Here is a 23,193-nt window from a genome sequence, read left to right as displayed (position 1 = left end):
AAAAGGCAAACAATTCGTTGAAAAGCAAACCGTTTTCGTACTATTATAAATGAGGGGATGATTTCCTGTTTGGCGCTTTTACATATTGTGTTGTTAGGAGGAAGAAAGATGAAGTTTGAAAATACTGGACTGGAAAATCAGACGGTCGAACTGTCCCACCTTGATGACATTATGGAGCGCCACGGTTTTGTCCGCGCAGCGCAATGGGATTATGAACGGGTCACATACGACCGGAAATACGTCGTGAAAGAAGGCACCTACTATTTGCGCGTTCAAGGATACGCCATTGAGGGAGATGTCGATTCGCGCTATGCACTCATTAAGCTGCTCACGCCGATTTTAGGGAAACATTACTATCCACACGGCGTCGAATACGGCGATGATGAGCATTTTCCGTCCTCTCTTGTCAGCCAATGCCAAAACGTGTTGGCGCAGGTCAAAAGCGAGCTTGAAAAAATCAAAGAATAATCAAAAAACGCATGAGAGCGCGGTTCTCATGCGTTTTTTTCCGGCATGACAAGCCGTTTGACAACAATGTCGACCGCCTCGGCGACATATGGCGTCATCGCGGCGATCTCCTCGGCAATATGCTGTTGCAGCTGGCGGCAAACTTCCATCACCGGCGCCCCATATCGAATGGACATCTTGACCGTGACGCGGCACCGCTCGCCTTGAGCAACGGTGATGAACACCTCACAATCGTCAAGGGCGACCTCCGTCTGGCCGCGCACACACATCATGACAATGGTCAACAGCGTCGCCTCTACGGCGCTCCGTTTCCGATAGCGAAACGTGTTCACCGCCTTCTCCTCCCGCTGCACAAAATCACGTCTATACAGGCGTGTTGTATTCTATATATATAAGTTGCAATTTTGTTTTACATGGCATTGTTCGCTCTTCTTGTCACCGTGCCAGCTTGTTAGGTGATAAAGTAAAGACGGGACATGGAGGTCGGAAATTCTTTATTACAACCTATATAGATGCAATTTAAAGCTTTAACATTTTTCGTTTTTACCGGTCATTGCATCCGACTGCCGAATGACCGAACAACACCGCTTTCAGACCCATGAATGGGTCTTGGGAAGCGAGTCGTTGTTCGGTCGTCCGTCACGCCAAGGCGTGACGGGGGCAAGCCTGCGGCTTGCCCTCGACAGTCGAAACATCGATAAGTGGCTTTTCTATCCAAGATATGTTAAACGTTTTGGTTGCATCTATATATATGCAGCCATCCCTGCCCTTGCTCCTTGCCCGCCGGTTAAAAACCGAGCACCGCCTTGATGAGCGACGTCGTTTGGCCCCCTGGATAGAGGACATAAAGCAGCCAATAGACGACGACCCCGGTTGAGGCGCTGCCAAACCAAATGATGCTGGTGATCGGCCCAAGCCGACGATGGCGGGCCCTCTTGTCTTTCAATCCCGTCCAAATCGTGACAAGGCCAAATACGGCGCCAACTGTCGCCAGCACAATATGGAAAATAAGAAACAGCGTATAGTACACTTTGACGTTCTCCGGCCCGCCAAAGCTCGTATTGCCGATAAACAACGTCCGCGACATGTAAATGGTGAAAAACAGCAAAGCAAACACCGCTGCCGTCAGCATCACCTTTTTATGCGCTTCGATCCGCCTGCGGCTGATCAAATACCACCCATAAGCAACAAGCAAAGCGCTGATCACGATGCAGCTCGTGCTGATTGTCGGTAAAACGGCCATCGCTTCTCTCCCTTTCTTCTTTGTTCATCGTTGGCGGCCAACCGCGCTTTACAGTTTGGTCGGCCGCGGCTCCATATCCATGCTTGGCTCTTTCTCCCGCTCCTTCCGATACCATTCGGTGAAGATGAAGAACAGCATCGTCCCGTACACGATTTCCTGGATGATTTTCATCAACACTCCGCCGAGCTGCTGATCATGGAGCGGCGACATCGATAAAAACATTTGCGGCCCGGTCAAATCAAGCGAAGCCAGCGTCCCTTGAGGAACGCATAGAGCCAGCGCGGCCATCCATGCTTTCGGGTCAGTATACGTCGCATAAAGCGGCGTATCGGTAAAAATGATGAGCGCGCAAGCCGGGGTCAACAGCATGCCGTCAGCGAAAATGTAACCCATTTTTTTTAAGCCGGACAATGTTTGCCACTCAGGAAGTTTATTAACAAGCGGCCACCACATGCAAAACGCAGCAACGAAAATGACCGAGGTAACAAAGGCATGCAGCCACATATTCATTTTCACAGCGTCAAAAATGAATGGAACGTGATAAAGCGAAAACAAACCGTTAAACAGCAGTAGCGCCACAATCGGCTTTGTCAACAACCGAAACACGCGGCGCACCGCTGCGAAACGGAACGCTCGCTCATAAAGCGGCGCCGGAATGCCTAAAATAAAACATTGCGGCACGATCAAATACAGCACTGCCATTTGCACCATATGGGCGGTGAACGTCAAATGGCCCATCAAATCCAGCGGAGACCCTTTGCATATATAAAGAAGCGCCATCCCGGTCCAAAAATATGCTTTCTGCTTCCCCGAAACGGCATCACCGAGGCCGAAACGCTGCCGCCATGGCCCGGTGATCCCCATGTACAGCAATGCAACCGCCACTAACACAAGCAAAAAAAACGGACTCCAAAGGGCGACGGGGCCAAACATTTGCAGCGATTGAAACATACGAATCCCCTCCTGATTGGTCCTTTCCCATTATACTACAAGACGCCGCGCCACAGCTATTCAAAAAAGGGGAAACCGGCGCAAAACCGATTCCCCCTTTTCTTACCACCAAATGACTGTTGTAAACGCCCAAACGAGCAAAAGCATAACCGCCACACCGCCGTAAATAAACATCGCCGGGAATTCGTGGCCTTTATGGCTCATGTGCATGAAATAATACAGCTGAAATGCGACCTGCACGGCGGCTAAAAGCAAAATAAACGGAACGACAAACCAATGGGAAAACTCTTCGTAACCAACGGCGGCGAAGGCGATGAGCGTCAACAAAATCATCAAAACGAATGCAATCATTTGATGGCGCATATCTTCCGCGTTTTTCCGCCGGCGATACGCCAAATCGACGCGTTCATTTCCTGAATTCGTTTGATTCGCCATACGTTCACCCCACCATTCCCATCAAGTATACAACGGTAAAAATGAACACCCAGACGACGTCGATGAAGTGCCAGTAAAGGCTCGCGACGTAAAATTTCGGGGCGTTGTATAAATTCAACCCACGCTTAGCGTTGCGGATCATGAGCGTCAGAATCCAAAGCAATCCGAACGCGACGTGGCTTCCGTGCGTGCCAACGAGCGTGTAGAATGCTGAAGCGAAAGCGCTGGTCGTAAACTTATGGCCTTCATGCACATATTCATTGAACTCGTAAATTTCCAAGCCCAAAAAGCCGGCGCCAAGCAAAACAGTGATGCCAAACCAGAGCTGCATCTTTTTAAAGTCAAAGTTTTTCATATGATAAATGGCATACACGCTCGTCAAGCTGCTGGTTAGCAGCAGCATCGTTGCCATGAACACAACCGGCATTTGGAACAGTTCTTCCGCCGAAGGACCGCCGTTCGTTTTATCTTTCAGCGCCAAATAGGTGGCGAAGAGAGAGGCGAACAGCACCGTCTCTCCGCCTAAAAAGAGCCAGAAGCCGAGAAACTTATTTTTTCCCTCAAGGGTGGCGCGTTCCGGCGCGGCTGGAAACGTCTCGGCCGTCAATTTTTCCTCTGCATGCATCAGGCGTTCGCCTCCTTCTTCTCAAGTTCAAGCACTTCTTCTTTATGGATGTGGAAGCCGTGATCATCAATCACCGAACGCAAGAACATCGAACCGAGCGTAATGAGCAGGCCGAGAATGCCGACCGGCAAGCCCCATCCGGCGTCATTATGATACGTAAAGCCGAAGGCGGCGACAAACAGACCAAACGCAATGACAAACGGCAGGAACGACGAATTCGGCATATGGATGTCGCCAAGCGGTTCGGCTGGCGTCAATTCTTTTTTGCCTTCCATTTTTTCGAGCCAGAAAGCATCCAAGCCGCGGACAAGCGGTGTTTGCGCAAAGTTGTACACCGGCGGCGGCGAAGCGATCGCCCATTCGAGCGTGCGGCCGTCGCCCCACGCATCGCCCGGCACTTTTTCGCCTTTTGCTGTCGTTACCACAATGTTAATAAGTAAAATAATCGTGGCAGCCGCCATAAAGAACGCACCGACCGTGCTGACGAAGTTCCCTGTCTCCCATCCTTGGTTCGGCAAATACGTAAACACGCGCCGCGGCATCCCTGTCAAACCAAGGAAGTGCTGAATAAAGAACGTTAAATGGAACCCGATAAAGAACAGCCAGAACGTAATTTTGCCAAGCGTTTCGTTCAACATGCGGCCAAACATTTTCGGCCACCAGTAATGCGTGCCCGCGAGCAGAGCGAACACAACCCCGCCGACAATGACGTAATGGAAGTGCGCGACAACGAAATAGCTGTCATGGTATTGGTAGTCTGCGGCCGCCGCCGCCAACATGACCCCGGTCACCCCGCCCATGACGAACGACGGGATGAAGGCGACCGCATAGTACATCGGCGTCGTAAACTTGATGCTTCCGCCCCACATGGTAAACAGCCAGTTAAAAATTTTGACTCCTGTTGGAACGGCGATCGTCATCGTTGCCACCGCAAAGATGGCGTTCGCAATCGGCCCCATCCCGACCGTGAACATATGGTGCGCCCATACCATGAACCCTAAGAACGCGATGAGCACGGTCGCAAACACCATTGACGAATAGCCGAACAGCCGCTTGCGCGAGAACGTCGCAAAAATTTCCGAGAAAATGCCGAACGCCGGCAAAACAAGAATGTAGACTTCCGGATGGCCGAATACCCAGAACAAGTGCTCCCAAATGATCGTATTGCCGCCGGCAGCTGGGTTAAAGAAGTTGCCGCCGAACAAGCGGTCCATCATCATGAAAATCAAGCCGACCGTCAGCGGCGGGAACGCAAACAAGATAAGCGCCGACGCCACAAACGTCGCCCACGTGAACATCGGCATGCGCATAAATGTCATGCCCGGGGCGCGCATGTTGATGATCGTCACAAGAAAGTTAATGGCACCCATGATCGTTCCGAAGCCGGAAATTTGCAGCCCGAGCGTATAAAAGTCGATGCCATGATGCGCTTTTGAGTCAAGCGACAGCGACGCATACGACGTCCAACCGGCGTCCGGCGCGCCGCCTAAAAACCACGAACAGTTTAAAAACAGGCCGCCGAAGAAAAAGAGCCAAAATCCGAGCGCGTTCAAGAACGGGAACGCGACGTCGCGCGCGCCGATCTGCAGCGGCACAACTGCGTTCATAAAGGCGAAAATAAGCGGCATGGCAGCCAAGAAAATCATCGTCGTTCCGTGCATCGTCAACACTTCGTTATACAACCCGCCGACAAGGAAATCGTTGTTCGGCTTCGCGAGCTGAATGCGGATGAACAACGCCTCAAGACCGCCGAGCAGGAAGAAAAACCCGCCGGAAATCAAGTACAGATGGGCGATTTTTTTATGGTCGACCGTTGTCAAGTAATCCCATAAAACGGCGCCGACACCCTTTTTGCGCGCGATCGTACTCACGGTAAAACCCCCTTCGCATGCTTTATTCCACTTTTAAGCTCATCAAATATTTCGCCAATGCGTCAATTTGCTCTTCCGTCAAGTGGCCATATGTACCCGCCATTTTATTTCCAGGCTTCACGCTGTTCGGGTCTCTCAGCCATTTTTTCAGATTTTCTTCGTTATGCTCCAAAATACCGGCGATTCGTTCGCGATCGCCAAAATCCGCCAAGTTCGGCGCTGTGCGTGCCTGTTCCGGACGCTTGTCCACAGGCGTCACCGCATGGCAGCCAATACAGCTTTTATTGAAAATCGCCTCGCCTTGTTTGGCAACCGGATCCGTCACAACCGGTTTTTTCGCGTTTTGCATCTTTTTCACCCACGCGTCAAACTGGTCGCGCGGCAACGGCCGAACTTTAAAATCCATCAGCGCATGGGACGGACCGCAAAGCTCCGCACATTTGCCGTAAAAGACGCCGCCGGCCTTATCGGTCGCTTTTTGATCAAAAACAAGCCAAAATTGGTTTTTGTTGTCCGTGTTCGTATCCATTTTGCCGCCGACCGGCGGAATCCAGAACGAATGTTTGACATCCGACGCAATCAAGTTGAAATACACTTTTTCATTCGTCGGCACAACCAAGTCTTGGCTCGTGATAATGCCGTAATCTGGATATTCAAACTCCCACCAGTATTGGTTGGCGCGAACATTGACGACAACTGTATTCTTATCGCGTTTTTTGTCGTTCATCGCCTTGACATCGGCGAGTTTAAATGTAGTCAATACCGTCGGCACAGCCAAAATGAGCAAGAGGATGATCGGAATGACAGTCCAAATAATTTCCAGCTTATGACTTCCTTCCACTTGCTTCGGGATTTTGTTTTCTTCCCCCTTGCGCCGCCGGAAGCGGATGACAACGTAAACGAAGATGATCGCCACGACGACAATGACGAGCACCATGATCGATGTGCTCAACAACATGAGTGAATACTGCATGTCCGCTACTTCACCGGCGGGCTGGAGCGTCGATAAAAACGGCTTGCCGCAGCCGGCGAGCAACAGCGCCATCATCCCGAACAGGGAAAATAAGCGCCAGTTACAGAGCCCCTTGTTCATAGCCTAATCAAACCCCTCTTTCCTTTGATGGATAAATGTGTATGTCAATTCTTTCACAAAGAAAGAATTTTAACCTGCTCACCAAATCGTAGCGATGACCATTGCCACGAACAAAATGGTCAAATAGTTGAGCGAATAGACGAACATCCACTTCGCCCATTTGATGTCATCTTTCATTTTCAAACCCGCCAATCCCAGCAGCAGCCAGCCGACATTGAGCAGCGTGGCCACGACTAAAAATGGAACACCAAGCGAGAACAAGTAAAACGGCAACGGCAGCAAACACGCCACCCAAACGATGATTTGCCGCTTCGTCATGGCGAATCCATGGACGACCGGCAGCATCGGGATGCCGGCGGTGCGGTATTCTTCACACCGCTTCATCGCCAACGCCAAAAAGTGCGGCGGCTGCCACAAAAACATGATTAAAAACAGGATGAACGGAACAATATGGAAATCCGGATCAACCGCCGTCCAGCCGATCACCGGCGGCACCGCGCCGGAAATGCTGCCGACAACGGTGTTGATCGTGTAATGGCGCTTCGTCCAAAGCGTATATAAAAAGACGTATGTCACCATACCGATCAATCCAACGACAGCAGCCGTAACCGTTGTCATAAGCAGGCTCATCTCGCCGATTGCGACAAGACCAATCCCAAGCCAAAGCACCCGCCGCGGATCCATCGTCCCGGTGACGGTCGGGCGTGCTTTCGTTCGCTCCATATATTGATCAATGTCGCGGTCAATGTAGTTGTTGATCGCACATGAACCCGCGATGACAAGCGCTGCCCCAAACAGCGTGAAAAAAACAAGATGCAGGTTCTCCAAAAAGTGTTCCCCAGTAAAATAAAACGCCAGCCACATCCCGGCGAACGTCGTAATCAAATTCGAATTGACGATTCCGATTTTCACAACAGACGATAACTCTCTCCAAACTGTCTTGACGCTCACATGCGAGCGATGACCGGCATCGGCCGCATCCTGGTGCACCGCTTTCAATTCGGCCATGTCTCCTGTTCCTCCTCGCTGCGCCGCTCCTTGCCCGGCCGGCGCCGTGATGTTGCCTGAAATTCTTTCCAACGCCAAATAGCCAAAACGGGCTGTTTCCTCTTTATATTAAATCACATTTTTTCCTCATCATGTGAACTTTTTTTGAATAATTTGTGTCAAATTTTTGAATGCGCGCACCCAAAACGGCTCATTCGCTTGTCCCATTAATATTTCTAGCAAACTTAATCGACTTATTCAATATGCAAACGTCATTTTGTGTTTCCGGCCGCCATCGTGTAAAATAGATTTGGCTTGGCAGCACGGTTGGCTGCAATAAAATCCATCACTTTACTAATATGGACAAAATCACAGTTTCTCAATACAAGAAGGTGAAGATTTTGCAACGTTCACTGAAATGGTTTGCCTCGGCAACCACGTTGGCAATGTTGTTTGTTTTAATTGGTGGAGCGCTTGTGACCAAAACCGGCTCCGGCATGGGGTGCGGCCGATCATGGCCGCTGTGCAACGGCCAATGGGTGCCGGATCAGATTACGCCTGAGCTCATCATCGAGCTGAGCCATCGACTCGTTTCCGGCTTTGCCGGCATCATGGTGCTCATCCTTTCCATCTGGGCGTGGAGAGCCATTGGCCATGTGCGGGAGACAAAGTTTTTAGCTGTCATATCGTTTGTCTTTCTCGTCTTGCAAGGGCTGATCGGCGCCGCCGCGGTCGTGTGGGGGCAGTCCGATTTCGTCCTCGCCTTGCATTTCGGCATTTCGCTCATTTCGTTTGCCGCTGTGCTGCTGTTGACGCTATTGATTTTTGAAATCGACAAAACGTTTTCCGCCGCTTCCCTTTCGCTTGACGGCAAAATGCGGTTTCATATTTACGGCATCACCATATACTCATACATCGTCGTCTACACCGGGGCGCTCGTGCGCCATACGAACGCCAGCCTCGCCTGTCCGAGCTGGCCGCTTTGCGCGAAAACGCGCCTCCTCCCGGCTCAGTTTCATGAATGGGTGCAGATGGGTCATCGATTGGCCGCTCTTGTCATCATCATTTGGATCGCTGCTGCCGCCATACACGCTGTGCGTCATTATCGCGAACAGCCGGTCATCTACTACGGATGGCTCATCGCTCTTTTGCTCGTGCTCGCGCAAATGACAACCGGAGCGCTTGTCGTTTTTACGCAGCTGAATTTATACATTGCCTTGGCGCATGCCTTTTTCATTTCCTGCCTGTTCGGCGTGCTCAGCTATTTATTGCTCTTGGCGCTCCGCACCCGCCGGGCGCCGGTAAAAGCCGCCGACCACTCAGCCGAGGAAGCGGCGCCGGCCACGTTGAAATGACGGCCATCCATCCGCAAACAAAAAGGGATGCCCGCCAAAACTTGGGCACCCCTTTTTTTGTTCGGTATAGACCGTTTCATTTGGACAGCTCAATCAGCAAATCGCCCGCCTGAATGGCGTCGCCGCTTTTGACGTAAATGTCTTTGACAATGCCGGCAAACGGCGCCTGCACCGTCGTTTCCATCTTCATGGCTTCCGTTACCATCAAATGGTCGCCTTTGTCGACTTTTTCCCCTTTCTCCACGAGCACTTTCACCACCGTGCCCGGCATCGTGGCGGCAATGTGGTTCGGATTCGTCCGATCGGCCTTGATGCGCTCAGCAACGGCCGCTTTGATGCTTTCATCGCGGATGATGACTTCGCGCGGCTGGCCGTTCAGCTCGAAGTAAACGACGCGTGTGCCGTCCGCCTGAGGCTGGCCGATGGAGACGAGTTTGACGATGAGTGTTTTCCCACGCTCAATCTCCACTTCAATTTCCTCGCCGAGGCGCATGCCGTACAGGAACGTCGGTGTATCGAGCACGGAAATATCGCCGTATTTTTCGACCGTTTCGGCATATTCCAAAAACACTTTCGGATAAAGCGCATAGGCAATGGCGTCAAAGTCGGTCACTTCGCGGCCGAGCTTGTCATACAGCTCCCGCTTGATTTGCTCGAAATCAACCGGCTCAAGCAGCTCGCCCGGGCGAACGGTGATCGGTTCGCGCCCTTTCAAAATAATGCGTTGCAACTCTTTCGGAAACCCGCCATGCGGCTGGCCTAAATAGCCTTCGAAAAACTCCACGACCGAGTCTGGGAAATTAAGCGTTTCGCCGCGTTCAAAAATGTCTTGCTCCGTCAAATTGTTTTGCACCATGTAAAGCGCCATGTCGCCGACGACTTTCGATGATGGCGTCACTTTGACGATGTCGCCGAACAAGTCGTTGACGCGGCGGTACATTTCTTTCACTTCATCCCACCGATCGCCGAGGCCGACCGCTTTCGCCTGCTGTTGCAGGTTGCTGTACTGGCCGCCTGGCATCTCATGCATGTATACTTCCGTATGCGGCGCGTTCATGCCGCTTTCAAACTCTTGATAAAATTTGCGCACGTCTTCCCAATAGCGGGCCAACTGCTCAAGGCCGTAAATATCAACCTCCGGCGCCCGCTCCGTTCCTTCAAGGGCATAGTAGAGCGTATTGGCGCTCGGCTGCGACGTCAAGCCGGCCATCGAGCTGACGGCGACATCGACGATATCGACGCCGGCTTCGATCGCTTTGGCGTACGTGTAAATACCGTTGCCGCTCGTATCGTGCGTATGCAAATGGATCGGAATGCTGACCGTCTCCTTAAGCGCGGAAATGAGCACGTACGCCGCCTGCGGCTTCAACAGACCAGCCATATCCTTAATGCCTAAAATGTGCGCTCCGGCTTGCTCGAGCTCTTTCGCCAAGGCTTTGTAATAATCCAAATTGTACTTCGGCCGATTCGGGTCTAAAATATCGCCCGTATAGCAAATAGCCGCCTCGGCGATTTTGCCGCTTTGCCGGACGGCATCGATCGCCACCGTCATCCCTTTCACCCAGTTTAGGCTGTCGAAAATGCGGAACACATCAATGCCGGCTTGCGCTGATTTGTCGACGAACTCGCGGATGACGTTGTCGGGATAGTTTTTATACCCCACGGCGTTGGCCGACCGAAGCAGCATCTGGAACAGCACGTTTGGAATGCGCTCGCGCAGCTTCAGGAGGCGGTCCCACGGATCCTCCTTCAAAAAGCGGTACGCCACATCAAACGTCGCCCCGCCCCACATCTCAAGCGAGAATAAGTTGGGCAGCAAACGCGCCGTCGGCTCAGCGATCCGCAACAAGTCGATCGTGCGGACGCGGGTCGCCAACAACGACTGATGAGCGTCACGGAACGTCGTATCGGTCAAGAGCACGCGCGGCTGCTCTTGGATCCAGCGAACAAGCCCTTCAGGTCCGCGTTCATCCAACATTTGCTTCGTTCCCGCTGGGATCGGTTCCGTTTGGCTCACCTTCGGCACGCGCGGTTTGTCAAACACCGGCTTTTTCTTTTTGCCGATGCCAGGGAAGCCGTTGACCGTCACGGTGCCGATGTACGTCAGCATTTTCGTCCCGCGGTCTTTTCGGCGCGGGAATACAAACAATTCCGGCGTCGTATCGATAAATGACGTATCGTATTCCCCCGACAAAAATTTCGGATGCTGAACGACGTTTTCCAAAAACGGAATGTTCGTTTTAATGCCGCGGATGCGGAATTCGCGCAAGTTGCGCAGCATTTTTCTTGCCGCCTGCTCAAACGTCAACGCCCATGTCGACACTTTCACGAGCAGCGAATCGTAATACGGCGTAATGACCGCCCCTTGGAAGCCATTGCCGGCGTCCAAGCGCACGCCAAAACCGCCGCCGGAACGGTACGCCATAATTTTTCCCGTATCCGGCATAAAGTTGTTGAGCGGGTCTTCCGTCGTCACCCGCGACTGAATGGCGTAGCCGTTGATGCGGATGTCTTCCTGCTTTGGAATGCCGACTTCCGGGCTGTGGAGCGAAAATCCGTCGGCGATTAAAATTTGCGACTGGACGATGTCAATCCCGGTGATCATTTCGGTGATCGTATGCTCAACTTGAATGCGCGGATTGACTTCGATGAAATAAAACTCATCTCCGGAGACGAGAAACTCAACCGTGCCAGCGTTGACGTAGCCGACGCTTCTCATGAGCCGGACCGCCGCCTCGCAAATGCGCTCGCGCAGCTCGTCCGACAACGAGACGCTCGGCGCGACTTCCACGACTTTTTGATGGCGGCGCTGCACCGAGCAGTCGCGTTCATAAAGGTGAACGATGTTTCCTTCGTGGTCGCCCAAAATTTGCACTTCAATATGCTTCGGCTTTTCGATCAGCTTTTCAACATAAACGTCATCGCTGCCAAACGCCGCTTTCGCTTCCGACTTAGCCCGCTCAAACGCTTCCTTCACTTCCGACTTCGAGCGGACGATGCGCATGCCCCGGCCGCCGCCGCCAAGCGCCGCTTTAATGATGATCGGGTATCCGTGCGTCTCAGCAAAACGGACGACGTCTTCAAGGCCGCCGACCGGTCCATCGCTGCCCGGGATGACCGGAATGCCCGCCTTCATGGCCGCATGGCGCGCTTTCACTTTATCGCCGAACATATCCAAATGTTCTTCGTTCGGGCCGATGAAAATAATCCCCTCTTCGCGGCACCGTTTGGCAAATTGAATGTTTTCCGACAAAAACCCATAACCCGGGTGGATGGCATCGACATCGTGGGCTTTGGCGATCTCAATGATGCCTTCGATGTCCAAGTAGGCTTCGATCGGCTTTTTCCCTTCCCCGACTAAATACGCCTCATCCGCTTTGTAGCGGTGGTACGATCCGGCGTCTTCCTTCGAATAAATCGCCACGGTGCGGATATCAAGCTCCGTGCAGGCGCGGAAAACGCGAATGGCGATCTCTCCCCGGTTGGCTGCCAGCACTTTGCGAATTCGTCTTGTCCTCATTCTGTCCCTCCTCCTTTATTTAATAAAAGTATAAAAGTTTTGCCGATTTGTAAATACACTTTCTAAAAAGTCAGACCTCTTTTCTGTTTGCTGACCATCGTTTTTTCCGCTTTTTTATACCGTTGTTCGTACTTTGCAAACATCGAAATGTTCACCAAAAGACCGAGCGAAGCCATGGTCAGGACAAGCGACGTTCCCCCATAGCTGACGAGCGGCAGCGGCACCCCTGTAATCGGAATAAGGCCAACGACCCCACCAACGTTAATGAACGTTTGAAAGCCGATCATGACGGAGATGCCGATCGCAAGCAGGCTCCCAAACGCATCGTGGGAGCGGCGGGCAATCCAAAGCCCGCGCAGCACGATAAACGCCAATAACCCAAGCGTGAACGCTACACCGAATAATCCGAGCTCTTCGGCGATGACCGCCATAATAAAATCGGTGTGCGACTCTGGCAGGTAGCCGTATTTTTGAATGCCTTTGCCAAGCCCCACTCCTTTCAGCCCGCCAAGCCCGATCGCCAAATACGAATTCACGAGCTGGTAGCCATCGCCGTTTGCGTATTGAAAGGGATCCAAAAAGCTGTAAAGACGCGATACCCGTTCAGGAGAAAAAATTTTTTTGCCCGCAACCGGGAGCCAAAACGGTGACAGCACCGTCCCGATCAATGTAAAAAAAAGCAGCTGCTTTAGAAGCAACACGAGGCGCAAACCGGACGAAACAATGATGCACATCGCGATGGCAAACACGATCGCCGCCGTTCCGAAGTCAGGCTGTATGGCAATCAGGAAACAAATCACCAATGTATAATAAATGGGGAACAAATTGCTTTTCGCCGGCTCGGCCAGCCGCTTCCGCTTGTTGGCGAACGCTGCGGCCAAGTATAAAATCAGACCGAGCTTCGCGAGCTCCGCCGGTTGGATCGAAAGCGCCCCGACGCGAAACCAGCTTGTTGCGTTGTTGGCCGTATGGCCGAGAAAAGCGACGGCGATCAGCATCAATGGAGAAGCAAAAAAGACGAGTTTCACCCATCGCTCCGCCCGCCACACTTTATACGGAATCGCCATCATAATGGCGAACGCGATGAATCCGGCAATCAGCCACAGTTTTTGCCGCTCGTAAAAATAGTCGCTTGGCACTTCAAAGCGGATGACAGCGGTGACCATGCTCGAGCTGTACACCATAATCAATCCGAACAACGACAGCATGATGACCGCGGCGATCAGCGGATAATCATAGCACTTCAATACTTTTTTCCATAATTGTCGTTCCATCGTTCCTCTTCCCTGTGAACATGTATGTACTTAAAATCATTCGCAGCGGCGCGCTGTTTTCCTGCCGAAAAACAGAAAAACTCAAACGATGGCGCGCCAATCGTTTGAGTTGCCTTATATTCTTATCTTCTTATCGCACGCGCTTTTTGGCCACGGCCTCGTGCAACGCGGAAAGTTCGCGCTCAAGCCGGTCAAGGAGCGCTTTTCCGTCTTTCGCTTCCACAAGCCCGAGGCGCACTGCAAAATCAATTTCCCGTGACAAACCGAACATTTGCGTGTCAAGCACTTCTTCATACACCGGACATTGCGGCATCGTCAAATGGTCCATTTGCACGCGGATGAGTTGGATGATTTTCTCTGCATCCGCTTGTAAAAGCGCGTACGCCTTCTCCCGATAGCTCATCGATTCGTCCGTCACATCGATCCCTCCGTTCTCTCCCCTATCCTTCTTTACATCTTAACGTGAAACAAGCCATTTTGCAAGTTGAAACCGTTGACAGCAACCGGGCCTAGAACATGACAAGCTCTTTCATTATTATTATACTAAAAACGGTGGGAACATGCAGAGGAGAGGTGTTTCATGAACGATATTATTGTGCTGACAGGAAAGGTGAAGTTTACGATCACGCTTGACCCCGGCGTCTGGATTTTCGACGACCGGAAAGTGGACATGGATGCGTATTTTTCGGAGCCGGCTCCACAGCCGACGGAAGCGGAGCAAGAGGACGAGGAAATCAAAAAGCTGTCGGCATTTTGGGACCGGGAAATTCAAGAGGGCGCGGTTTTTCCGCCGACGTTGAAAACGGAGCGGCGCTTTTTGAAGGAGAAAATCATCACCGGCTCGTTCGGCATGCCGTTCGCCCCATTTTTGCGAAACGCTGAGCCGCATGAAGACGCGTCTGAACTTGTCATTGAGACGGAACATGGAGAAACCGTGATCCCTCTGGAAAAGGCGTACGACCTGATTTTCGCTTTTTCCCAAAACGGAAAACCGCTACGCGACGACGGTCCGGTGCACATTTATTTTGGCGACGGCTCCAACCGTGAGGCGCCGATTACTCATGTGCGTCGGCTCGTCGTCCGATGACCGGCCGCCCCATGAAGGGGCGGCCCGGTGTTTGAGGTTTTGACGCCTTCAACCGCCTCAAGCGCTTGGAACCTAGATGTTTTCCGCAGCGCCCCAGGCGGCGGGCGCCTTTCGAAACGTTCGTGGCGGCGGGCCGCGCGCCTGGCACCCGTTCTTTAACGGCGGATGCTCTGAGGAACGCCTAGCTACAGCAAATCAGCGGCAAGCTGGGCGAGCGCCGAACGCTCCCCTTTGACGAGCCGGATATGACCGGCGATTTTTTGGTCTTTAAACTTTTCGACGACGTACGTCAACCCGTTGTTATATTCATCCAAATACGGATGGTCGATCTGTTCCGGATCGCCCATTAAAATAATTTTGCTTTTCTCCCCGACGCGCGTCAAAATCGTCTTCACTTCATGCTTCGTTAAATTTTGCGCCTCATCAATGATGATAAACTGCTCCGGCAGGCTCCGGCCGCGGATGTACGTGAGCGCCTCCACTTCAATCGAGCTCATGCCGGCTAAAATCGCATCGAGCTCCCCCGGTTTTTTCGTGTTGAACAAGTATTCCAAGTTGTCAAAAATCGGCTGCATCCACGGGCGCAGCTTTTCTTCCTTTTCCCCCGGCAGAAAGCCGAGATCTTTCCCCATCGGCACAATCGGCCGAGCGACGAGCAATTTTTTGTATGTGCGCAAATCTTCCGTTTGCATCAACCCCGCGGCAAGGGCAAGCAGCGTCTTGCCCGTTCCGGCTTTGCCGATTAGCGTCACAAGCGGAATGTCGTCGCGCATGAGAAGCTCAAACGCCATTGTCTGCTGCACGTTGCGCGGGCGAATGCCCCATATATGTTCGTGATGGAAGATGAGCTTTTTCACTTTTTTGCCGTTTTGGTCGACAATGCCAATCGCTGACGCCGAGCTGCCAAACGCGTCTTTCATAATAATGAACTGGTTCGGATAAAACGGGTGGTCGGCGATATCGGCGAGCACGAGCTCCCCTTTGTCGTAAAACCGCTGCAGGTGGTCCTTTCCTATGTACAGCTCCAAAAATCCGCTGTAAATATGGTCGACATCAACGACGCGGTCGCTTAAAAAGTCTTCTGCCTGCAGCCCGATGGCATCCGCTTTGACGCGCACGAGCGCATCTTTGCTCACCAAAATGACGGAGCGTCCATCTTCCTTCGCCTGCTCTTCAAGCGATAAATTTTTCGCCACCGCCAGAATGCGGTTGTCATTTGTTTTTTCGACAAAAATTTCTTGCAGTTGATGAAACGAACGATGGTTCAACTCAATGCGCAGCGCCCCTCCGTTTTCAAGCGGAATTTTTTCATGCAGCTTGCCGTTTTCGCGCAGACGGTCGATGAGCTTTGACACTTGGCGGGCATTTCTACCAATTTCATCCATATACCGCTTTTTCGAATCCACTTCCTCAAGCACGACCGCTGGAATGACGACCTCATTATCCTCAAACGCGAAAATCGAATACGGATCTTGCAACAGCACGTTCGTATCGAGCACGTAAATTTTTTTTCCCAAATTCCGCTTCCCCCCATGTGAGTTTTTCACGTTTTTCCGTTGGATGGGAATGGCTGTAATACAACATATGAAAACATGTATAAAGATAGAAGGACATTTGCAAACTAAAGAAAAAAAGTCGAGGTGGCCCATTATGAAGAGAAACTGCTGGCTCGCCGTTTTCTTCCTTCCCCTTTTGATTTTCAGCGGCTGCACGTTTGGAAACGATCATGAAGCGAACGAGCCCAATCGTTCACTCGTGCGCGTCAAAAATACGGTCGATGAACGCGTCGAGAACAAATCCGGGCAAGAGATCGCCCGCCGGCTTGCAGAAATCGCCGACCGTGTTCCAAACGTTCACAATGCCGCCGCGATCGTCGTCGGCAAATATGCCATCGTCGGCATTGACGTCGGCGCCAATATGGATGCCTCACGCGTCGGCACCATCAAATATTCCGTCGCCGAAGCATTGCAAAAAGATCCGTACGGTGCGAACGCTATTATTGTCGCTGACCCAGATCTTTACACCCGCGTGCGCAACATCGGCCGGCAAATCGATGAGGGGAGGCCGGTGCAAGCGTTCATGAACGAAATCGCCGACATCGTCGGACGAGTGATGCCGGAAGTGCCAAGCGACCTATTTGAAACGACGCCGAAGCCGACCGAAGAAAATGACGGACAGCTGAACGAACGGGAGGAGCGGCAACTGAACGAACAGCAAAACAAGCAATCGAATGAACATTTAAATCGATAAACGGTTTCTGTGTGGGTTATAATGGAACAGAAAGCGCGGCTCATTTCCGAGGAAAGCGGGAGTGAAATGCATTTGAATCAACAAACGATGGCGGGAAATGTGGTATAATGGGAACGAAAGAACACTCTACCATTTCGCGTTTGGATGTATTGAGGTGAACAATGAGAGTCAAATGCGTGCTTTGCGACCAAATCGATACGATCGACGATGAATCGCCGCTCGCCAAGCGGCTGCGCAACCGCCCGATCCACACGTACATGTGCCGCGAATGCCACGACCGCATCACCGAAAAAACGAAACAGCGGCTGGCAACAGGAAAGTTCCGCTTCTATCGCGGCCGCCGCGCAGACGATGATTGGTGATCCCGCAAAAAAAAACGGTGCGGAAGAGCGATCGCTTTTCCGCGCCTTTTTGGTTGTCATCATCCATACTTTTCCGGTTCGGCTTCGATCTGCCGCCACATCGCCTCAGCCAGCTCAAGCGGGAAACACGCCGCCCTTGTTTCCCCGCCGCGCACATATTCGACGATGTATTGCCCATTCGTTTCATCTTTGACGGCGTCTACGGCCGTCACACCAAAGTCGTTTTCCAAGATGGCGCGGAAAAACGAGGCCGTATCGCGCGCCGCCGCATCGTGCGGACGGGCTTTGGCGACGATGTGGATCGTCAGCCAGTTATAAAGGGCATCCTGCACGGATTTCATGACTTTTCTCCCTCTTTCGCCTGCTTCAGGCGCACTTTATAAATGATTAATACGAGGGCGGCGACGGCCAATCCTTCTGCCACCGGCAAAAAGACAGCAAAAAAGGTCAAAACCGTGCAGCCAAGCGCCAGCAAAACGTAAATGATGACGTTTTTCAACAGCGGCAGGCGCCGGGCAAAGCCGAGTCGATACACAAGCGCAGCAAGCAGCAACACTGTCACATACAATAGCCACATACCGCGCTCGGGATGATCGTGCACCTTATAAAGCGAGGCGAAAAACGTGAGCCGTTCGAGCACATTCACACCATTCCCCTCCCGTTCATCCTAATAGCGCCCTTCTCCAAGGCGTTTTCGATTGTTCGCAAACCAAAGACGCGCGCATGGCGCTTCCGGCTATTTCGCCTGCTCAACCGCTTTCTTTTTCTTCTCCGCCTTTTCACGCTCGCTTTTATTCAAGATTTTTTTGCGCAACCGGATCGAGGCTGGCGTCACTTCACAATATTCATCATCATTCAAATACTCGAGCGCTTCTTCAAGCGTCAACAGACGCGGCTTTTTCATCGTCACCGTCTGTTCTTTCGTCGATGAACGCATGTTGGTGACATGTTTTTCGCGGCAAATGTTGACGACCAGGTCGTTTTCGCGGTTATGCTCGCCGACGATCATCCCTTCGTACACCTCAGTGCCCGGCTCAACAAAAATGGTGCCGCGATCCTCAAGTTGCATGATGCTGTAAGCCGTCGCCTTTCCGGTTTCCATCGAGACGAGCACCCCTTGGCGGCGGCCGCCGATTGCGCCAGGCTGCACGGGGGCATAATGGTCAAACGAATGGTTTAAAATTCCATATCCGCGCGTCAACGACATAAATTCACTCCGATAGCCGATCAAGCCACGCGACGGCACAAGGAAGACGAGACGCACTTGCCCGTTGTCGCCGTGCACCATATCGACGAGCTCGCCCTTGCGGCTGCCGAGCGACTCCATGATCGCTCCCGTATATTCCTCCGGGATGTCCATGACGACCCGCTCGATCGGCTCGCACGTGACACCGTCAATCTCTTTTAGAATGACTTCCGGCTTCGATACTTGCAGTTCGTATCCTTCGCGGCGCATGCTTTCAATCAAAATCGCCAAATGAAGCTCCCCGCGGCCGGAGACAATCCACGCATCCGGCGACTCGGTCGGCTCAACGCGCAGACTGACATCCGTCTCCAGCTGGGTGCGAAGCCGCTCCTCCAGCTTTCTCGCCGTCACGTATTTGCCTTCGCGCCCCGCAAACGGGCTGTTGTTGACGAGAAACGTCATTTTGAGCGTCGGCTCATCGATGCGAAGCGGCGGCAGCGGCTCTTGATGATCGGGCGGGCAAACCGTTTCACCGACATTGATGTCCTCCATCCCGGCGACCGCGACGATGTCGCCAGCGTGCGCTTCTTCAATCTCAATCCGCTTCAACCCAATAAAACCAAACAGCTTCGTGACACGAAACATCTTGACGGCACCGTCGCGCTTTAAAAGAGCGACTTGCTGGCCTGTTTTCATCGTGCCGCGGAAAATGCGGCCGATGCCGATGCGTCCGACATATTCATTATAGTCGAGCAACGCCACTTGAAACTGCAACGGTTCGTTGCGGTTGTCCGCCGGCGCCGGAATATGCTCGATGATCGTCTCAAACAAGGCGGTCATGTCACCGTCCTGGCGATCCGGATCGAGGCTTGCCGTCCCGCGCAGCGCCGATGTGTACACGACTGGAAACTCGAGCTGCTCCTCAGAAGCACCAAGTTCGATAAACAGGTCGAGCACCTCATCAACGACTTCCGCCGGCCGAGCAAATTCGCGGTCGATTTTGTTGACGACGACGATCGGCACAAGCTGCTGCTCAAGCGCTTTTTTGAGCACAAACCGCGTCTGCGGCATGCAGCCTTCATACGCATCGACAACAAGCAAGACGCCGTCGACAAGGCGCATGATCCGCTCCACTTCCCCCCCGAAATCAGCGTGTCCCGGCGTATCCAAAATGTTGATGCGCGTTCCTTTATACAAGACAGCCGTGTTTTTGGCCAAAATCGTAATGCCGCGCTCCCGCTCCAGATCGTTGCGGTCAAGCGCCCGCTCCGCGACTTGTTCGTTTTCGCGGAACGTCCCTGACTGCCGAAGCAGCTGATCAACGAGCGTCGTTTTCCCATGGTCGACGTGAGCGATGATCGCGATATTGCGGAGATCGATTCGTTTGTTCGTCAATGTCGGTCACTCCTGTTCGGCAAACTGCTTGTCTATTATATCACAACCGATAGAAAATCGGCATGTTTTCCTGTACACTAGAAAAAGACGCCCACTTTGCCAGAAAGGAGTCAACCCAGTCAACTACCCCCACTTCGCGAACGCTTGAAGTGGGGGCTTGCCACTCCCCAGAAGTGCAAACGGACTTCGTCCTCCTTCCTTGACTTGGGGTTGCATCAGGGGGCAGGTTGACGACTGCCCAACGACGCAGGTCATGCCTGCATCGTTGCCGATTCTCTCGGTGTGTCTGTTGGCAGTACTTGGCTTCCACACACAACAGACGGACCTACGCTCGATGTTTGACGGTTGCAACGTTTCCTGCAACCAACTCCATACATCGAGTAGCAGCTATTGGAGTGCCTTTATTGAACGGTTTTCTCCACGCCTTTATTCTATCATATACAAAAGAAAGGGGGAACGCGCATTCCTCTCCCACTTACTCCCTTTGGTCGTTGAAGTGGGAGTCTCCTGCGCGAAATAGGATGAAACGGATCGAGCCTGTACCGCTGTTGCTCGCCATTCTTGCCGTCGCCGCCATCATGGCGATCGGCGTCTTCATCGCCGAGCAAAGTTTGATCGGCATCGCCGCTTCCACGGTCATCTTGATCGCCGCCATGGGCGCCGGGTTCGCCCATAAAAAACGGACGCGTTGAAAAACGGGACAAGCTGGATGCTTGTCCCGTTTTCGCGATCTCGCGCCTCATCAATCGTGAAGATAGCGCCGCAAAATTTCTTCGTGCACCCCAGGTTTCGCAGCAAGCACCGAATTGCGGCCAAGCAGATCCAGCGGCTTCCCGTCAAGGGTCGTCACCATTCCGCCCGCTTCTTCAATCAAAATCATCCCGCCGGCGAAATCCCACGGCGACAGGCGCGGCGAAATGTAGGCGTCCAAACGGCCGGCGGCAACATACGCGAGCTCAAGCGCCGCTGAACCATACGAGCGCGTGCCGCGCGCCTCTTTCGCCAGCCTCATGAGCGGGCGATGGTCGAGGCGCTTGTTTTCCATGAGCCATGTCCCGTTGATGGCGATGATCGACTCCGCCACTGGCGCGGGCTGCAGGAGGCCGAGCGGCTCCCCGTTCAAAAACACCCCCCGCCCTTTTTGCGCCGCATACAGTTCGTCAAACACGACGTCATACACGTAGCCGAGCTGCCCGATGCCATCTTCAAAAATGCCGATCGATACAGCAAAATGGCGCCGCTGATGAACGAAATTCATCGTGCCGTCGATCGGGTCAATCACCCAAACAACGCCGTCCAAGGCATCGATCCGGTCGCCAAATCCTTCTTCCCCCAACAGGCGGTGGCTAGGGAACTGGCGACGGATGTGCTCGGCGAAAAACTGCTCAATGGCGCGGTCAACATTCGTCACTAAGTCGTTCGGGTTCTCTTTCGCTTCCACCGTCAGCTGTTTGGCAAACGAGGCGCGGATGCGCTTTCCTGCTTCGTCGATCCATTGCCGGGCGTATCGGTCGATTTCTTCCCATTTTTCTGCCATATTGATTCCTCCTGCCTTCGGTTATGTATAGATCGCAACCGGAACGGGGGCGGATGCGGCTCAAGAAAAAAACGAACCGGAAAGATGGTTCGCCTTGAATCAGAATCATACTTGAAGGCGCATCAGTTCTTGGCGCAGCTTTTCAAGCCGCCGTTTGCACTCTTTTTTCTTTTCTTCATCGTTTTCCATCATGGCCTCGTACAGCGTCGCTAATTCGTAATCGAGTTCGAGCCGCAACACCGCCATGCGTTTGTCTCCATCTGGTCGCTTCAGCGAATTGGCGGTTTTTTTCATATTCGTCCGCACCCCTTTCTCGATCATCCGCTAAACTTCCGGCGCCCGTCACGAATGTGCTGCTTCATTTTGTTTTATATTATATTATGTGGAAAAAGGGGTGTATGCAACTAATTTGTGCGTTTACCTACCGCGCTTCCGTTGTGGCTCGAATGATACCACAGCGATAATCCCAGGGGAACTATGACCATCAATGATTTCTTGTGTTGACCAGTCGTAGGAAAATGGATAGGAATAACCCATTGTTCCACCTCCACCGTTAGTTTGCCCAACGGCGCCGAATTTGTTCCGCCTCTTCCATCATGCGGGCAAACAACTCAGCGACGGACGGAACGTCGTGAATGAGCCCGATCGCCTGCCCGGCCCAAGCGAATCCTTCGTCCACCTTTCCTTCGTAAATGAAGCGCCGGTTCGCTTCTCCGCTAATATATTCTTTTAAATCATCATACGTACCGCCTTGGCGCTCGATTTCCAATATTTTTTCCGCCCAGGCGTTGGCCAGCACCCGCCCTGGCGCCCCGAGCGACCGTTTAATGATGACCGTATCGTTTTCGGTGGCGTTGAGAATCATTTCTTTATATGCGGGATGAGCATGAACGCATTCTTTCGTGGCGATAAACCGCGTTCCCATCTCAATCCCTTCCGCTCCAAGCGCCAATGCCGCCATCAACCCGCGTCCATCGGCGATGCCGCCCGAGGCGATGACCGGAATCGATACGGAGTCAACGACTTTCGGAATAAGGACGAACGTGCCAGTATCGTATTTGCCGAGATGCCCGCCCCCTTCCTGACCGACGACCATCACCGCATCAGCACCGAGCTCCTCTGCTTTCACTGCCTGGCGGACGGCGGCAACGAGCACGAGCTTTTTCACGTTCGTTCCTTTCAATTGTTCAAAAAACGGCGCCGGATTGCCGCCGGTGACCGAAACGACCGGCACCCCCTCATCAAGCGCTGCTTCAAGCATATGAGCAAACGGGCGGCCGTGCTGGCCAATGGCGAAATTGACGCCGAACGGCCGATCGGTTTTTTCCTTCACCTTGCGGATTTCCTCGCGCAGTTGCTCCGGTCCATCGAGCGACATCGCCGTAATTTGTCCGAGCCCACCGGCGTTCGAGACCGCTGCGGCCAAATCAGCGTACGCCAAGTAAGCGAGCCCCCCTTGAATGATCGGATATGTAATGCCGAGCAGCTCTGTCACCCTCGTTCTCCATTTCATTTCGATAACGCCCCCTTTTTGCTTTGTCTTTCTTTTATTTC

At 52.7% G+C, this 23,193-nt stretch carries 24 protein-coding genes; 6 read left to right on the top strand and 18 right to left on the bottom strand.

Going from position 1 to position 23,193, the window contains the following annotated elements:
• Positions 1-108 precede the first annotated feature (108 nt).
• On the top strand, positions 109-468 hold the full coding sequence (locus tag GHH_RS05075; RefSeq protein WP_015374347.1) for a YugN family protein: 360 nt from the start codon (positions 109-111) through the stop codon (positions 466-468).
• A 26-nt stretch (positions 469-494) separates the two neighbouring features.
• On the opposite strand, the gene GHH_RS05070 is transcribed toward GHH_RS05075, so the two are convergent.
• The 8 genes from GHH_RS05070 to cyoE form a co-directional block, all read right to left on the bottom strand.
• Positions 495-800 (bottom strand): Asp23/Gls24 family envelope stress response protein, encoded by a 306-nt coding sequence (locus GHH_RS05070; RefSeq protein ID WP_015374346.1) that lies wholly within the window; start codon positions 798-800, stop codon positions 495-497.
• 455 nt (positions 801-1,255) lie between these two features.
• Positions 1,256-1,711, bottom strand: a complete 456-nt coding sequence (locus GHH_RS05065; RefSeq protein ID WP_011230587.1) for a DUF420 domain-containing protein — start codon at positions 1,709-1,711, stop codon at positions 1,256-1,258.
• A 48-nt stretch (positions 1,712-1,759) separates the two neighbouring features.
• A complete protein-coding gene (ctaG, locus tag GHH_RS05060) occupies positions 1,760-2,662 on the bottom strand; it encodes a cytochrome c oxidase assembly factor CtaG (RefSeq protein WP_015374345.1) in 903 nt (300 codons plus the stop codon).
• Positions 2,663-2,764: 102 nt separating this feature from the next.
• A complete protein-coding gene (ctaF, locus tag GHH_RS05055; protein ID WP_015374344.1) occupies positions 2,765-3,097 on the bottom strand; it encodes a cytochrome c oxidase subunit IVB in 333 nt (110 codons plus the stop codon).
• Positions 3,098-3,101: 4 nt separating this feature from the next.
• A complete protein-coding gene (ctaE, locus tag GHH_RS05050) occupies positions 3,102-3,722 on the bottom strand; it encodes a cytochrome c oxidase subunit III (protein WP_011230584.1) in 621 nt (206 codons plus the stop codon).
• Entirely contained in the window at positions 3,722-5,593 is a 1,872-nt protein-coding gene (gene ctaD / locus GHH_RS05045; protein ID WP_015374343.1) for a cytochrome c oxidase subunit I, read from the bottom strand. Before ctaD ends, ctaE begins: the two co-directional genes overlap by 1 nt.
• A 22-nt stretch (positions 5,594-5,615) precedes the next feature.
• Positions 5,616-6,686, bottom strand: coding sequence for a cytochrome c oxidase subunit II (gene coxB, locus GHH_RS05040; protein WP_015374342.1), 1,071 nt, complete (start codon positions 6,684-6,686; stop codon positions 5,616-5,618).
• A gap of 78 nt (positions 6,687-6,764) precedes the next feature.
• Entirely contained in the window at positions 6,765-7,694 is a 930-nt protein-coding gene (gene cyoE / locus GHH_RS05035) for a heme o synthase (protein ID WP_015374341.1), read from the bottom strand.
• A 380-nt stretch (positions 7,695-8,074) separates the two neighbouring features.
• On the opposite strand from cyoE, the gene GHH_RS05030 reads away from it, so the two are divergent.
• Positions 8,075-9,028: a heme A synthase gene (locus GHH_RS05030; RefSeq protein WP_015374340.1), complete on the top strand. Its 954-nt coding sequence runs from the start codon at positions 8,075-8,077 to the stop codon at positions 9,026-9,028.
• Between the two features lie 76 nt (positions 9,029-9,104).
• On the opposite strand, the gene pyc is transcribed toward GHH_RS05030, so the two are convergent.
• The 3 genes from pyc to GHH_RS05015 all read right to left on the bottom strand — a co-directional run bounded on the left by pyc (position 9,105) and on the right by GHH_RS05015 (position 14,240).
• Positions 9,105-12,548: a pyruvate carboxylase gene (pyc, locus tag GHH_RS05025; protein ID WP_015374339.1), complete on the bottom strand. Its 3,444-nt coding sequence runs from the start codon at positions 12,546-12,548 to the stop codon at positions 9,105-9,107.
• A gap of 62 nt (positions 12,549-12,610) precedes the next feature.
• Positions 12,611-13,822, bottom strand: a complete 1,212-nt coding sequence (gene ftsW / locus GHH_RS05020) for a putative lipid II flippase FtsW (RefSeq protein ID WP_013523316.1) — start codon at positions 13,820-13,822, stop codon at positions 12,611-12,613.
• A 130-nt stretch (positions 13,823-13,952) separates the two neighbouring features.
• The gene (locus GHH_RS05015; protein ID WP_013145884.1) at positions 13,953-14,240 is read right to left on the bottom strand and encodes a YlaN family protein; all 288 of its coding nucleotides are present in this window, start codon (positions 14,238-14,240) and stop codon (positions 13,953-13,955) included.
• Between the two features lie 162 nt (positions 14,241-14,402).
• Between GHH_RS05015 and GHH_RS05010 the strand changes: the two genes are divergently transcribed.
• Positions 14,403-14,909 carry a hypothetical protein gene (locus GHH_RS05010; protein WP_011230576.1) on the top strand — a complete coding sequence of 169 codons (507 nt, stop codon included), beginning with the start codon at positions 14,403-14,405 and terminating at the stop codon, positions 14,907-14,909.
• 185 nt (positions 14,910-15,094) lie between these two features.
• Here GHH_RS05010 and GHH_RS05005 read toward each other — a convergent pair whose 3' ends face one another.
• Complete coding sequence (locus GHH_RS05005) at positions 15,095-16,426, bottom strand: PhoH family protein (protein WP_011230575.1); 1,332 nt, start codon at positions 16,424-16,426, stop codon at positions 15,095-15,097.
• Between the two features lie 133 nt (positions 16,427-16,559).
• Between GHH_RS05005 and GHH_RS05000 the strand changes: the two genes are divergently transcribed.
• Together GHH_RS05000 and GHH_RS04995 are read left to right on the top strand one after the other, a co-directional pair.
• Entirely contained in the window at positions 16,560-17,159 is a 600-nt protein-coding gene (locus tag GHH_RS05000) for a YhcN/YlaJ family sporulation lipoprotein (protein ID WP_013145886.1), read from the top strand.
• Positions 17,160-17,320: 161 nt separating this feature from the next.
• Positions 17,321-17,521, top strand: coding sequence for a YlaI family protein (locus GHH_RS04995; RefSeq protein ID WP_013145887.1), 201 nt, complete (start codon positions 17,321-17,323; stop codon positions 17,519-17,521).
• A 59-nt stretch (positions 17,522-17,580) separates the two neighbouring features.
• Here GHH_RS04995 and GHH_RS04990 read toward each other — a convergent pair whose 3' ends face one another.
• The 3 genes from GHH_RS04990 to typA form a co-directional block, all read right to left on the bottom strand.
• Positions 17,581-17,862, bottom strand: coding sequence for a hypothetical protein (locus GHH_RS04990; RefSeq protein ID WP_013145888.1), 282 nt, complete (start codon positions 17,860-17,862; stop codon positions 17,581-17,583).
• A complete protein-coding gene (locus tag GHH_RS04985) occupies positions 17,859-18,167 on the bottom strand; it encodes a YlaH-like family protein (RefSeq protein ID WP_011230571.1) in 309 nt (102 codons plus the stop codon). The genes GHH_RS04990 and GHH_RS04985 overlap by 4 nt, the downstream gene beginning before the upstream one ends.
• A 90-nt stretch (positions 18,168-18,257) precedes the next feature.
• Positions 18,258-20,102, bottom strand: a complete 1,845-nt coding sequence (gene typA, locus GHH_RS04980; RefSeq protein WP_013145890.1) for a translational GTPase TypA — start codon at positions 20,100-20,102, stop codon at positions 18,258-18,260.
• A gap of 521 nt (positions 20,103-20,623) precedes the next feature.
• Here typA and GHH_RS19120 point away from each other — a divergent pair.
• Positions 20,624-20,794 (top strand): DUF5325 family protein, encoded by a 171-nt coding sequence (locus GHH_RS19120; RefSeq protein WP_014195347.1) that lies wholly within the window; start codon positions 20,624-20,626, stop codon positions 20,792-20,794.
• Positions 20,795-20,844: 50 nt separating this feature from the next.
• On the opposite strand, the gene GHH_RS04975 is transcribed toward GHH_RS19120, so the two are convergent.
• The 3 genes from GHH_RS04975 to GHH_RS04965 form a co-directional block, all read right to left on the bottom strand.
• Complete coding sequence (locus GHH_RS04975; RefSeq protein ID WP_013523314.1) at positions 20,845-21,639, bottom strand: inositol monophosphatase family protein; 795 nt, start codon at positions 21,637-21,639, stop codon at positions 20,845-20,847.
• Between the two features lie 105 nt (positions 21,640-21,744).
• On the bottom strand, positions 21,745-21,960 hold the full coding sequence (locus tag GHH_RS04970) for a hypothetical protein (protein WP_013145893.1): 216 nt from the start codon (positions 21,958-21,960) through the stop codon (positions 21,745-21,747).
• A gap of 232 nt (positions 21,961-22,192) precedes the next feature.
• Complete coding sequence (locus tag GHH_RS04965) at positions 22,193-23,152, bottom strand: nitronate monooxygenase family protein (RefSeq protein WP_015374337.1); 960 nt, start codon at positions 23,150-23,152, stop codon at positions 22,193-22,195.
• Positions 23,153-23,193 lie beyond the last annotated feature (41 nt).

This window comes from Geobacillus sp. GHH01, from assembly GCF_000336445.1.
Taxonomy (GTDB): Bacteria; Bacillota; Bacilli; order Bacillales; family Anoxybacillaceae; genus Geobacillus; species Geobacillus zalihae.
This window is presented reverse-complemented; position numbering and strand designations above follow the sequence as displayed.

Excerpts from the sequence above, each read along its gene's own strand:
- ftsW (WP_013523316.1), bottom strand. The coding sequence starts at position 13,822 with ATGGAACGACAATTATGGAAAAAAGTATTGAAGTGCTATGATTATCCG.
- GHH_RS19120 (WP_014195347.1), top strand. The coding sequence starts at position 20,624 with ATGAAACGGATCGAGCCTGTACCGCTGTTGCTCGCCATTCTTGCCGTC.
- GHH_RS04995 (WP_013145887.1), top strand. The coding sequence starts at position 17,321 with ATGAGAGTCAAATGCGTGCTTTGCGACCAAATCGATACGATCGACGAT.
- ctaG (WP_015374345.1), bottom strand. The coding sequence starts at position 2,662 with ATGTTTCAATCGCTGCAAATGTTTGGCCCCGTCGCCCTTTGGAGTCCG.
- pyc (WP_015374339.1), bottom strand. The coding sequence starts at position 12,548 with ATGAGGACAAGACGAATTCGCAAAGTGCTGGCAGCCAACCGGGGAGAG.
- GHH_RS04990 (WP_013145888.1), bottom strand. The coding sequence starts at position 17,862 with ATGAAATCCGTGCAGGATGCCCTTTATAACTGGCTGACGATCCACATC.
- GHH_RS04965 (WP_015374337.1), bottom strand. The coding sequence starts at position 23,152 with ATGAAATGGAGAACGAGGGTGACAGAGCTGCTCGGCATTACATATCCG.
- cyoE (WP_015374341.1), bottom strand. The coding sequence starts at position 7,694 with ATGGCCGAATTGAAAGCGGTGCACCAGGATGCGGCCGATGCCGGTCAT.
- GHH_RS04970 (WP_013145893.1), bottom strand. The coding sequence starts at position 21,960 with ATGATCGAGAAAGGGGTGCGGACGAATATGAAAAAAACCGCCAATTCG.
- GHH_RS05010 (WP_011230576.1), top strand. The coding sequence starts at position 14,403 with ATGAACGATATTATTGTGCTGACAGGAAAGGTGAAGTTTACGATCACG.
- GHH_RS04975 (WP_013523314.1), bottom strand. The coding sequence starts at position 21,639 with ATGGCAGAAAAATGGGAAGAAATCGACCGATACGCCCGGCAATGGATC.
- GHH_RS05065 (WP_011230587.1), bottom strand. The coding sequence starts at position 1,711 with ATGGCCGTTTTACCGACAATCAGCACGAGCTGCATCGTGATCAGCGCT.
- coxB (WP_015374342.1), bottom strand. The coding sequence starts at position 6,686 with ATGAACAAGGGGCTCTGTAACTGGCGCTTATTTTCCCTGTTCGGGATG.
- ctaE (WP_011230584.1), bottom strand. The coding sequence starts at position 3,722 with ATGCATGCAGAGGAAAAATTGACGGCCGAGACGTTTCCAGCCGCGCCG.
- GHH_RS05000 (WP_013145886.1), top strand. The coding sequence starts at position 16,560 with ATGAAGAGAAACTGCTGGCTCGCCGTTTTCTTCCTTCCCCTTTTGATT.
- GHH_RS05075 (WP_015374347.1), top strand. The coding sequence starts at position 109 with ATGAAGTTTGAAAATACTGGACTGGAAAATCAGACGGTCGAACTGTCC.
- ctaF (WP_015374344.1), bottom strand. The coding sequence starts at position 3,097 with ATGGCGAATCAAACGAATTCAGGAAATGAACGCGTCGATTTGGCGTAT.